This is a genomic window from Alteribacter keqinensis, assembly GCF_003710255.1.
In the GTDB taxonomy this organism is placed as follows: domain Bacteria; phylum Bacillota; class Bacilli; order Bacillales; family Salisediminibacteriaceae; genus Alteribacter; species Alteribacter keqinensis.
Map to the genome: position 1 here is coordinate 12431 of NZ_RHIB01000003.1, position 12330 is coordinate 24760.

Annotated in this window: 9 protein-coding genes; 7 read left to right on the forward strand and 2 right to left on the reverse strand. The window is 51.7% G+C overall.

Features of this window, described 5'->3' with window-relative positions; genetic code table 11:
* The first annotated feature begins 83 nt into the window (after nt 1-83).
* Nucleotides 84-2252: a hypothetical protein gene (locus EBO34_RS15325; RefSeq protein ID WP_122900181.1), complete on the forward strand. Its 2169-nt coding sequence runs from the start codon at nt 84-86 to the stop codon at nt 2250-2252.
* A gap of 61 nt (nt 2253-2313) precedes the next feature.
* On the forward strand, nt 2314-3792 hold the full coding sequence (locus EBO34_RS15330; RefSeq protein WP_249414123.1) for a flavin monoamine oxidase family protein: 1479 nt from the start codon (nt 2314-2316) through the stop codon (nt 3790-3792).
* Between the two features lie 135 nt (nt 3793-3927).
* Here EBO34_RS15330 and EBO34_RS15335 read toward each other — a convergent pair whose 3' ends face one another.
* Both EBO34_RS15335 and EBO34_RS15340 read right to left on the reverse strand, forming a co-directional pair.
* Nucleotides 3928-5571 carry an SLC13 family permease gene (locus tag EBO34_RS15335; RefSeq protein ID WP_122900186.1) on the reverse strand — a complete coding sequence of 548 codons (1644 nt, stop codon included), beginning with the start codon at nt 5569-5571 and terminating at the stop codon, nt 3928-3930.
* A 385-nt stretch (nt 5572-5956) separates the two neighbouring features.
* Nucleotides 5957-7891: an ABC-F family ATP-binding cassette domain-containing protein gene (locus EBO34_RS15340; protein ID WP_122900188.1), complete on the reverse strand. Its 1935-nt coding sequence runs from the start codon at nt 7889-7891 to the stop codon at nt 5957-5959.
* A gap of 383 nt (nt 7892-8274) precedes the next feature.
* Between EBO34_RS15340 and EBO34_RS15345 the strand changes: the two genes are divergently transcribed.
* From EBO34_RS15345 to EBO34_RS15365, 5 genes are all read left to right on the forward strand, one after another.
* Nucleotides 8275-9147, forward strand: a complete 873-nt coding sequence (locus EBO34_RS15345) for a transporter substrate-binding domain-containing protein (RefSeq protein ID WP_122900190.1) — start codon at nt 8275-8277, stop codon at nt 9145-9147.
* A 69-nt stretch (nt 9148-9216) separates the two neighbouring features.
* Complete coding sequence (locus EBO34_RS15350; protein ID WP_122900192.1) at nt 9217-9918, forward strand: amino acid ABC transporter permease; 702 nt, start codon at nt 9217-9219, stop codon at nt 9916-9918.
* A 15-nt stretch (nt 9919-9933) separates the two neighbouring features.
* Nucleotides 9934-10674 carry an amino acid ABC transporter ATP-binding protein gene (locus EBO34_RS15355; protein ID WP_122900194.1) on the forward strand — a complete coding sequence of 247 codons (741 nt, stop codon included), beginning with the start codon at nt 9934-9936 and terminating at the stop codon, nt 10672-10674.
* A 326-nt stretch (nt 10675-11000) separates the two neighbouring features.
* Nucleotides 11001-11483, forward strand: a complete 483-nt coding sequence (gene moaC, locus EBO34_RS15360; RefSeq protein ID WP_122900196.1) for a cyclic pyranopterin monophosphate synthase MoaC — start codon at nt 11001-11003, stop codon at nt 11481-11483.
* A 135-nt stretch (nt 11484-11618) separates the two neighbouring features.
* Nucleotides 11619-12257, forward strand: coding sequence for a redox-sensing transcriptional repressor Rex (locus EBO34_RS15365; RefSeq protein ID WP_122900198.1), 639 nt, complete (start codon nt 11619-11621; stop codon nt 12255-12257).
* Nucleotides 12258-12330: the final 73 nt, after the last annotated feature.

A 12330-nucleotide genomic window follows, 5' to 3' on the forward strand; every position in this document is an offset into this window, starting at 1 on the left:
GGAATAACTGGACTTAGTCTGTGGAAAAGTGTGTGGATAGTGTGGATAGTTCAGAAAATTATCTGTTTTCAGGAGAGAAGTCTGTGAAAAAGAGCAGGTTTGCCATTATTTTATTCGTTTTTCTTCTTATTTTACCCACAATCGCAATCGCAGAGGCCGGTGGTAACCCCGGTGACGAAGATGAACTCCTTGTTGTTCTCGTTCCTGGGCTTTCCTTTGACGAAGTCCGGTGGCTGATTGACCATGGGGAAAAGACCCGCCTGTGGGAAACGGGCGGTCTTGGTGCTGTTAACGTGAAAGGGGAAGGGAATTATTCTTATTTAAACCATGCGGTGACGATGGGAGCCGGGGAGCGTGCTGCGGGAATCGCAGGATGGAATGGATTTCTCCCTGCAGAGCTTGTGGATCAAACTCCGGTGGAGGAACTTGTGCTTCAGTGGACAGGGGAAAGCCGGGAACGGCCCCTGTATCATCCGTTTTTTTCCCAGCTCGTGAAAAAGAATGAGGCGGGCCTGAGGCAGGGCCAAGTGGGCAGGTTCGGGACGATGCTCGCTGACGCCGGTGTAAAGCGGCACGTGGCCGGTCATAGTGACACACGGACAGAGAAACAGCGCTACGGATCACTTCTTCTCATTGATGAAGAAGGTGGAGCGGGGACGTACAGCCCCGGGGGCATTCAAGCCGATACCGAGAGTCCGTCCGGCATGAGGCACAACCGGGATGAGCTGATGGAAGAGATTAAGAAAAACAGTGGCAAAAAAAGCTTCACCGTTGTGGAGTGGGGGGATGTGCACCGTCTTTTTAAAGAACGGACGGCGATGACAGACCGTCATTTTACTGCGCGTTATGAAAAAACGATGCTGGAGCTGGAGGCATTTATCCACACTGTGGTGGGCGATACGAAAAAGGAAGTGTGGCTGTTGTCGCCCGGGGTAAATGACCGGGCGCTGGAAAAGCAGGATCAGCTCGCGCCTCTGTGGGTGTGGAAAACGGATCGTTCTGCTGTGTGGACGTGGAAATCGGACACAACAAGGCGTGAGCAGCTTATGGGGAGCGTGGATCTTGTGCCAACGTGGCTTACAGCTCTTGGTCTGGAAGCGGGAACGGAGTGGACAGGCTATCCGCTCTCGTTTGAACAGTCGATTACCGGGAAGCCGGCGGACTTTCTTGAGCGTCACGAAGCAATGACCTCTGTTTTTGCAAAACGGGGTCCCGTTCTTTCCGGGTACATCACGGCTTTGGTGACGGTACTTGTCGGTGTGAGCCTGGTGCTGTGGATAAAGCCCTTCTCCGTTGTGTGGCGGCGGGCAGCAAGGATTGTGCTCACAAGCGCGGTAAGTTCACCCCTGTGGTTTTTACTCACCGGACCCCTTGTACCTCATGTATCCACAGCCGGGTACGTGCTACTGATGGTGATCGCAACCGCTGCCGGGGCCGTTGTTGTGGATAAAATGACGCGGCACTCAGTGAGTGTGATCTGCGGGCTGTTTTTTCTTGCGGCCACGTTGGATATACTGAACGGTGCATCGCTGATTAAGCAGTCGTTCCTCGGCTACGATCCAATTATCGGAGCCAGGTATTACGGGATCGGGAATGAATTTGCCGGTGTGTACATCGTGAGCGGCTGGCTCATGCTGACACCGTTTTTTACAGGCGGGAAAAAAAGACCGGTGGTTCGTCATACCGCCCTTATTGCTGTGCTCACAGGAATGCTTCTTTTTCTCGCTACATCGTCTCTCGGGGCAAACGCGGGGGCATCCCTTGCGGCAGGTGTGATGATCGGGTTTATTGTGTACAAGCTGTTTTTCGCCTTTGTGAGCTGGAAGCGCCTCGCTGTTTTTTTACCCGCAGGAGGGGTGGCGTTACTCGGGTTCCTCTACGTCGTGCAGCTGAATCAGCCGGCCAGCCACATTCACTCGGCATTTTCGCTCCTGTTTCAGGGGGATGTGGAGGCAATCGGGCGGATCGTGCACCGCAAGCTTGAGATGAACTGGAAGATCTTCCGGATTTCCCACTGGACCCAGCTGTTTGTGACCACGTACCTGCTGATCGGGATTTATATGTGGCGGGGAAAAAAAGCGGTGTGGTCCCATGAACGAAACGTGATTGTACAAGGATGTATCATCGCGTCACTGGCGCTGCTTTTTCTGAATGATTCGGGCATTGTGGCAGCGGCTACGAGCATGTTCGTGACCCTGTGCGCAAGCTATGCATGGCTTTTGGATGATGGAAAGGAGAAACAAACTGGCTGATTTGAACTAACATATATTGGAATTTCCTTTATTACTATGAAAGTAAAAAGGGATGAAGCCAGTGAGAGGGTTATCTGTTTTAACAAAAGTCCATGCCGAACCGGCCGGGGAACACGTGGAAATGATAAAGAAGGGGCTGCCGCGGCCGGCGAAAAGAAAGCGGGTCATTGTTCTCGGAGCCGGCATGGCAGGGCTTGTGTCAGCATCTCTTTTAAAGCAGGCGGGTCACTCGGTCACACTTCTTGAAGCGAACTCCCGGGTGGGCGGAAGGGTTCATACGCTGCGGGAGCCGTTCCAGAACGACGGTCACTTTGAGGGAGGGGCCATGAGGATTCCGAGTCATCACCAGCTGACGATGGCGTATGTGAACAAGTTTCAGCTTCCGGTAATTCCGTTTGTGAATGCAACGGACAATGACCTAATTTATATGAACGGAAAGCTTGTGCGCAAGTATATGTACGAAGACGATCCGGACCTGCTCGGCTTTCCTGTGGATGAAAAAGAGCGGGGATTGACGGCAGTAAACCTCCTGAGGCGGGGAGTATCGGAATTTGCCGAGCGGTATGTTCAAGGGACAACGGCGGAGCGGCGGCAGCTCCTTGCCCGTTTTGCCCGCTACTCAAAGGATGGCTTTTTGCGGGATAATCCTGAGGGGACGGCCTTATCAGACACCGCTTCCTACAAAGTCAATACGATGCTCGGGCTCGGCGGCTTTCACCATCTTTCCTTTACTGATATTTTATTGAATATTACAAGTACGATTTTTGGGGAGGACGTTGACTTTTTCCAGATTGAAGGGGGAAATGACCGGCTTCCTGGAGCGTTTCTGCCTCTTATCAGAGATCAATTGCATGTGAGCCGTACCGTCAGACGCATCGTTCAGGACGAGACGGGAGTCCAGGTGACGGCAGAAGATGACAATAAGAAGCAGCACGTTTATTCTGGTGACGTGGTTGTATGCACACTTCCCTTTTCTGTGCTGCGGCTTGTGGAGATCTGGCCCCATGATTCCCTTTCTTTTGACAAACAGCGGGCGATCCGGGAGCTTGTCTATGTGCAGGCGACAAAGGTAGGGATTGAGTTTAAGCGGAAATTCTGGGAGGACGATGCTTTATACGGCGGAAGCCTCGTTACGGACCTGCCTCTTCAGTTTATGTATTATCCGAGCCATAACATGAACGAGTCGGGACCGGGGGTTTTAAAAGCCTGTTATGCGTGGGGAGAAAACGCAAATCTGTGGGACGCCATGGAAGAAGAGGAGCGCGTGGAACGGGCGTTATCGTATGTGGCCCATATTCACGGGGAAAAAGTAAGGAATCTTGCTACAGCCGGAGTGTCTGTAAGCTGGGGGAGCAATCCTTTTTCCGCCGGGTGTTTTTCCATGTTTAAGCCTTACCAGCATGATGATTTGCCAGGAGTAATCCGTCAGCGGGAAGGGCGGATTCATTTTGCCGGGGAGCACACGTCTCGTCTCCATGCATGGATTGAAGGCGCCGTCGAGTCGGGCGTCCGGGTGGCGGAGGAAGTGAACAGGGGTTGATTGCCGCTTTATGGGGTAGTAATTCTTTTGCAAAATGAGATGATCCTTCCCAAAGGAGAAGCATTACACAGTAACAATTTATTTTGACACTTAAAGAAAACAGGTGGCGGACATTGGTCCGGCCACCTGTTTGCGTTAAAACGGATACGTCTGGAGATCGATACCCCACGCGAGTGGAAGGTAGAAATAAACAAACGCAGCGATAATAAAGATGGAAAAGAGGTTGATCCAGAACCCGGCTTTGGCCATGTCTCCGATGCGGAGGTCGGTGCTGGCAAAGACGACGGCGTTTGGCGGTGTGGCTACAGGGAGCATGAACGCACAGGACGCGGCAAGTGCAGCAGCGACCATAAGCGCGTACGGATGCACGTCGATGGCAAAAGCAAGTGAGGCCATGATCGGAAACATCATCGTCGCTGTAGCCGTATTTGACGTAATCTCCGTCAGGAAAATAACGAGCGCCGTTACGGCGAGCAGAATCACAAAGAAGTTAACGGCTGCGAGCACCGTAAGCTGGTTACCGATGTATTCCGCAAGGCCCGTTTCCGTAAATCCTGCGGCGATGGCAAGTCCGCCCCCGAAGAGGAGAAGAATACCCCATGGAAGCTTTTTCGCCGTATCCCAGTCCATGATGCGGCCCGGTATACGGATCGACGGGATGAGAAACAGGGATACAGCTGCGGCAATTGCAATCGTTGTATCGTTAATTTCAACGGCTTCGACACCGTCAAAGATAAACGTACGGCTGATCCAGAAAAACGCGGTGACGACGAACACAGTGAATACGATTTTTTCCTCGGGATTTACTTTCCCAAGGGCACGTTTTTCGCTCTGGATCACTTCACGTCCGCCGGGAATCTGGGTGATTTTCATTTTAAATTGGATTTTCACCAGGTAAAACCAGACAAGGCCGAGCAAAAGGATGGAAAGCGGCACGCCGAACAGCATCCAGATGGCAAAGGAAATGTCGATGCCGTAGAGCTGGTTGACGACCCCTGCAAAAATCGTGTTTGGCGGTGTTCCGATGAGTGTTCCGAGTCCGCCGATTGAGGCAGAGTAGGCGATACCGAGAAGAAGGGCGCGGCTGAAGTTTACCCGTTCGACTTCGGTGTCTCCTTTTTTGTTTTCCTTAAGGGACTTGCTTACCTGCAGGATGATTGCAGTACCGATCGGCACCATCATCATCGCTGTGGCGGTGTTTGAAATCCACATGGATAAAAAGCCCGTGGCGACCATGAACCCGAGAACGATCTTCGGGGTACTTGTTCCGATGACGCTGATAATGGCGATGGCGATCCGTTTGTGGACGCCCCATTTTTCAAGAGCCAGGGCGAGTACGAAACCGCCCATAAAGAGAAAGACTGTGTTGTCCCCGTAGGCGGAAACAACGGTGCCGCTCTCAAGGGAGCCGGTGAGGGGAAAGAGAATAATCGGCATGATGGACGTGGCCGGGATCGGGATGGCTTCGGTGATCCACCATGTGGCGATCCAGAGCGTGGACGCAAGAACGGCCCGTGCTTCCCAGGACAATCCTTCTGGGCTGAAAAAGAGAAGGGTTGCGATAAAAAGAAGAGGCCCAAGGACAAGTCCGATCATCTGCCGGCGGTCGTAGGACCGGGGTTCTTTTTCCGGATCCGTTCCCGTATCAGGCTGTTCGGCAGTGCTGCCTCCGCCGGTGCCTCCTGATCCTGTGCGGCCTCCGGGGTTAAAGGTAAGTAATTCGATGGCCTGGTGGTGCCATTTCCACATCTGATTCCACGTTTTTGTGAGTGTGCTCATGAACATACCTCCTTGTGATAAATGAATGAATGCGCTTTCTTAGTTTGCAATGGTAAAGAAAACTGAAAATAAAGTCAATGGAAGAGGGTGGCAGTTGTGGAACGGCCGGGTTATGTAAGTGTTCATGCAGGGAGGGGAGCGGGCCGCCCGTACTGGGGTTCCTTTACCCTATTGGGGGCGGGTTGAAGCGGGGAATGGGGAGGGAAAGGGCTAAAGTGTTTAAATGAGGGGGTAATCTGTTTAAAGGGACGGTTAATCTGTTTAAATGAGGGGTTAACCTGTTTAAAAGACCGGCTAACCTGTTTAAAGAAGCAGCTAACCTGTTTAAACGGCTTTCGTGGGCCGAAAAAACTGAAAAAGCGCCGGTCTAAGCCGGCGCTTCTGTCTATTCCTGCAGGGATTCCCATTCTTCCATGAGGGCGTCATTTTCCGCCTTTAGCTGTTCGAGTTTTGCGTTCAGATCCATGGATTTTTCGTGATCCTGGTAGATGTTGGGATCGGCCATCTGTTCTTCGATGGCCGCGATTTCCTCTTCGTTTTCTTCAATTTTCGCTTCCGATGCTTCTATTCGTCTCTGGCGCTGGCGCTCGAGCTTCTTCATTTCTTTCTCCCGCTCGTAGTCCTGCTTCGTCTGTTTGTCGGAGTCATCGGCTGTTGCGTTTGCGGCCTGCGTTTTTTCTTCCTTTAGAGCGTCCCATTCGAGTTGCTCTGCTTTTTTCGCCGCATAGTAATCGTAGTCCCCGAGGTAGTTGGTGAGGCCGTCAGGGGCGAGCTCCACCACCCGTGTTGCCATCCGGTTCACAAAGTACCGGTCGTGGGAAACGAAAAGGAGGGTGCCGGGATAGTCGATCAGGGCGTTCTCCAGTACTTCCTTGCTGTCGAGATCCAGATGGTTGGTCGGCTCATCGAGAATCAGGAAGTTGGCTTTCTGCATCATTAGCTTGGCGAGAACGAGCCGGGCTTTTTCCCCGCCGCTCAAGTCCCGCACGTGCTTGAGGACGTCTTCGCCGCTGAAAAGGAAGTTCCCGAGCACGGTGCGGATGTCTTTCTCCGGTGTGGTCGGGTACTCGTCCCACAGCTCCTGAAGGACGGTTTTGTTCGTGGTGAGCCGGGTCTGCTCCTGATCGTAGTAGCCCACTGTCACGTTGCTTCCAAACCGGATCGACCCTTCGAGAGGCTCAAGCGTCCGGTGAATCGTCTTTAGGAGGGTCGACTTGCCGATCCCGTTCGGACCTAGAAGGGCGACGCTTTCACCCCGGTCCAGCTTCAGGCTGATGTTTCTTGTGAGGGCTTCCCCGTCGTAGCCGACAGCGAGGTTATCGGTCATGAGAACGTCGTTGCCGCTTTGGCGCTGGATTTGAAAGGAGAACTGAGCTGATTTGTCGTCATCTTTTGGCCGGTCCATCATCGTCATCCGTTCGAGCTGTTTGCGCCGGCTCTGGGCACGCTTGCTTGTAGATGCCCGTGCCAGGTTTTTCTGGACGAACTCCTCAAGGCGCTTTACTTCGCCCTGCTGTTTTTCGAACTGCTTCAATTCAAGCTCGAGACGCTTCGCTTTTTCATCCAGGTAGTGGCTGTAGTTTCCGACATATTTGGTTGTCTGCTGAAACGACAGCTCGTAGACGTGATCGACGATGCGGTCGAGGAAATAGCGGTCGTGGGAAACGATTAGAATCGCCCCGTCATAGCCGCTTAGATAGTTTTCAAGCCACGTCATCGTATCGATGTCCAGGTGGTTGGTGGGCTCGTCCAGAATGAGAAGTTCCGGTTTTGTTAAGAGAAGCTTTCCGAGAGCGAGTCTTGTTTTTTGCCCGCCGCTCAGTGAGCTGATGGGTGTGGCGTAGTCAAAGTCGGCGAACTGGAGGCCGGACAGGATGCTTCTGATGTCCGCCTCATACTGATAGCCGCCTTTGTCCTTGAAGTCCTGCTGGAGCTGGTCGTAGTCTTTGAGCAGCTTGTCGTATTGCGTTGCCTGACCGGTGACGGCGGGGTCGCTCATGGATGCTTCCATGTCCCGGAGGCGTTTCTCCATTTTCTGCAGGTGGGAAAAAACGGTGAGCATCTCGTCCCAGATGGAGCGGTCCGACTCGAGGCCGCTGCTCTGGGCGAGGTAGCCGACGTTCACGTCCTTTGGAATGATCAGATCTCCTGTGTCGTAGGTCATTTCGCCTGCGATGATTTTTAACAGCGTGGATTTGCCGGCGCCGTTTCTTCCGACGAGGGCCACGCGCTGTCTGCTTTGTACTTCGAGTTTTACATTTTCTAAAATCGGCTCTGCGCCGAATGATTTTGAAAGTTGTACGCACTGCAATAAAATCATGTGTATTCATCCTCACTGTAAGCGCTCTGTGTCTGGTTTTAAGTTTACAGGAAGGGGAGAAGTTGAACAACTGTTGGAGGCGAAAGTTCAGGGGTCAAAGTTCAGGGGTCTGTCCCCCGAACATTGCGCTGAACATGTTGACATGTGAAGGGGAGGTGGAGTACTACCACAGGAGAGTGTGAAGGAGCGGGTTTTACACGGATTAACACAATTGTTCGGGGGACAGACCCCGAAAAGACCCCGAAAATAGAACCTGGGAATGTGGGGGAAATTAGGCGGACTTTCATATTGACGTCTGCATGTAATGGTGATATATTTTTGTAAGTGAATTTAATCCCGATTTAACAACTAAGGATTATCGGGAAAAAGGGTGGATGATTATTATGAAGAAAATGGTTTCTCTACTTAGCTTATCTTTTTTATTGGGGCTGGCTGCTTGCAGCACTGTTGATGAAGATACAAACGAAAACACAGACACATCGGGAGATGACGCAGAAGCCGCAGACAGCGCGTGGGAAGAAATTCAGGAAACGGGGACGCTCGTTGTGGGAACGTCCGGGACGTATGCCCCTGTCACGTATCATGAAGACAATGAATTAACAGGCTTCGATGTAGAGCTTGTCCGTGAGATTGCGGACCGCCTCGGCGTTGAAGCAGAATTTACGACAATGGATTTTGACGGCATTCAGCCGGCACTTCGTAACGGCCAGATTCATTTGGCAGCCAACGACTTTGCGATTACAGAAGATCGTGAGGAAGCGTTTGAACTCACGGATCCTTACAAGTTTTCCTATGGATCTGTAATTGTTCGAGCGGAGGATGCGGATCGTTTTGAAACTGCCCGTGACCTGGAAGGGGTTCCGGTCGCTCTTGGGTCCCTTACGAGTAACTATGCACAGTTTGCCGAGAACATCGGAGCTGACGGCTCTGCCTATGACGGGGGAACAGAAGCGATTCTTCGTGACGTGATCAACGGAAACCGCGATGCGTACTTGAATGACGTCCTTGTTCTTCAGCGTACGGTTGAAGAGTTTGGCGATGATCGTCTTGTAGTGGCGGATCAGGTGAAGTACCATGCGACGGAAAGTGTCATGATGATGAGGAAAGGAAACACAGATTTAAAAGAAGCGATTGACGAAGCGATCGCTGAATTGCATGAAGATGGAACGATTGCGGCTCTGTCTGAAGAGTTCCTCGGAGCGGACGTATCGGAGCCTGCAGATACAGACGAGATCGTCGGTTTGGACGGGGAATAATAAAAGGATAAAACAAGATACAAGGGTTAAACGCTCTTGTATCTTTTTAGTGAAGAAAGAAGGGATTTGATGATTGACTGGTTTAATCAGATTCAATGGGAATATCTTTACGACCCTGAACTGGCTTGGAATTCGCTTCCACTGCTTCTGAAGGGTTTGCAGATTACGCTGATCATTGCCTTGTCGAGTATGGTGATTTCTCTTGTGCTGGGCTTATTTTTAGCCGTTGCCCGCATGTCAAAACGCTGGTTTATCCGCTGGCCGGCGAGAATGTATATCTCTTTTATGCGGGGCACGCCGCTGTTGGTGTTCCTATTTATTCTTTATTACGGCATTCCAGTGCTCGGGGTGCAGTTCAGCAGTGCGATTGTGGCTGCCATCGTAGGGATCAGCCTGAACTTTGCGGCATATAACGCCGAGGTAATCCGATCGGCCATCATGAGTGTACCAAGGGGCCAGTGGGAATCTGCGGCTTCTCTTCAAATGACCTACTGGCAGACGATGCGCCGCGTTGTCATTCCACAGGCAACACGGATTGCCCTGCCTCCAACGACGAACATCTTTTTGGATATTGTGAAAGGAACATCTCTTGCCTCTGTTATTACTGTGCATGAGTTGCTTTACAGCGCCCGTCTGGTGGCAGGACAGACGTTTGATTCCATGACGATGTACATTACGGCAGCCCTTATCTACTGGGCGGTCTGTATTGTAATCGGCTACTTCCAGGAACGGCTGGAGAAGCGGTACAACCGCTATTTAACGAAAAGGTAAAGGAGGGAATGCGTGATGATTTCTGTAGCAAAGCTGAAAAAGGTGTTTGACGGTACGACGGTGCTCAAGTCCATCGATTTTTCGGTGGAAAAAGGGGAAGTAGTGTGTCTCGTAGGCCCGTCCGGATCGGGGAAGACCACGTTGTTACGCTGTCTGAATCTCCTTGAAGTCCCGGAGGAAGGGACGGTTGCGATCGGGAAAAAGACCGTTGATTTTGGCGGGAAAAAGCTGTCACGCAAAGATACAAACGAGCTTCGGGCTTATTCAGGCATGGTGTTTCAAGGGTTTCACCTGTTTCCTCATAAAACCGTGATTGAAAACATTATCGAAGCGCCGCTGATTGTACAGGGCCGGGATAAGAATGAGCTTGTGAGAGAAGGAGAGGAGCTTCTAAAAAAGGTGGGGATGTTTGAGCACAAGGACAAATATCCTGATGCCTTATCCGGAGGACAGCAGCAGCGGGCAGCGATTGCCCGTGCGCTCATGATGAAACCGGAGGTGATGCTCTTTGATGAACCAACGTCAGCATTGGATCCCCAGACGGTGGGAGAAGTGCTCAGGGTCATGGAAGATCTGGCCCGGGAAGGGCAGACGATGGTGGTCGTGACCCACGAAATGAACTTCGCCCGTCGCGTGTCGGACAAAGTGCTCTTTATGGACGGGGGCTACATCGTGGAAAGCGGCACGCCTGAAGAGGTGCTCACCACACCAAAAGAAGAAAGAACAAGAGAGTTTCTGCAGCTTTTGGAGGAATAGATGATCAATGAAATGCCACAGCCGGAGAGGTGCGACCTCCCCGGCTGCCGCATTTTTGTGTTCAGGAAAAGTTCGGGGGTCTGTCCCCCGAACATTGCGCTGAACCTGTTGACATGTGAAGGGGAGGTGGAGTATTACCACAGGAAAGTGTGAAGGAGCGGGTTTTACACGGATTAACACAATTGTTCGGGGGACAGACCCCTGAAAGAGACCCCCCGGTTCCGACCCGGGTCCCCGGTCTTTGAGACTATCTTTTGCGGTCTTCGGGTGCAGATTGTGAAATGATGGTGTACAATGGACAGGGAGAGATTGAAAGGAGACTTTTTATGGGGTCATTTACACACTTTAATGAACAGGGCAGAGCGAAAATGGTCGACATCTCCGAAAAGAAGGAAACGGTCCGCACGGCGGCCGCCCGCTCGGGTGTCATCGTAAACAAGGAGATTTACGAGGGAATCCGGGAAGGCACGATGAAAAAAGGGGACGTTCTTGCCGTTGCCCAGGTCGCAGGCGTCATGGCTGCCAAAAACACATCCCAGTGGATCCCGATGTGCCATCCGCTGTCGCTTTCAGGCGTAGACATTCGTTTTGACTGGGACACAGAAGAAGCGTACAAGCTTCTGATCGAGGTGCACGTAAAAACGAAGGGGAGTACAGGAGTAGAAATGGAAGCGTTAACATCCGCGTCCGCCACCGCCCTCACCGTTTATGACATGTGCAAAGCCCTCGGAAAAGACATGGTCATTATGCCTACATACCTTCTTGAAAAAACAGGCGGTAAAAACGGCGACTTCAAGAGAGAAGAATAACGTTCTTTTGCTCGGCAGGCTCTGGCATTACCCGGGTCACGAGCCCTATATAAATAATACCGCAGCTATTTCGTATAAAAGGCAGGCCTGCCTTTGAGGGAAAGGGAGAGAAGTTGCGAGGTTGGAGGCGAACATATGGATAACTTTGATCAAACCAAAATACCACAGGCAACGGCCAAACGTTTGCCGTTGTACTACCGATTTTTAGAAAGCCTGCAGGCATCAGGCAAGCACCGGGTTTCCTCATCCGAACTGAGCGAAGCGGTGAAAGTGGACAGCGCCACGATCCGCCGGGATTTTTCCTATTTCGGCGCACTCGGCAAAAAGGGCTACGGCTACAATGTAAACTACCTGCTTACCTTTTTCAGAAAGACCCTCGACCAGGACGAAGTCACCCGTGTGACACTGGTAGGGGTGGGGAATCTCGGAACCGCATTCCTAAACTACAACTTTACGAAATCAAACAACACCATTATTGAAATGGCGTTTGACGTTGACGAAAGTAAAGTAGGCCAGAATATTGGAAACGTTCCCATCTATCATTTGAATGACTTTAAGGAAAAAATCGACTCTCAGGTGGAAGTGGCGATCCTCACCGTTCCCGCCCATGCCGCCCAGGGTATTGCCGACGATATCGTAGAAGCCGGAATCAAAGGCATTCTGAACTTTACCCCGGCACGGCTGAGCGTACCGGACGATGTCCGCGTCCACCACATCGACCTGTCCGTGGAGCTCCAGTCACTTATTTACTTCCTCAAACACTATCCATTGTAAAAAGAACCGTCGTCTGCTTTGAAAGCCAAAGCAGATGACGGTTTTTCACATGGGGCACTGTTTCCGGCTCCGG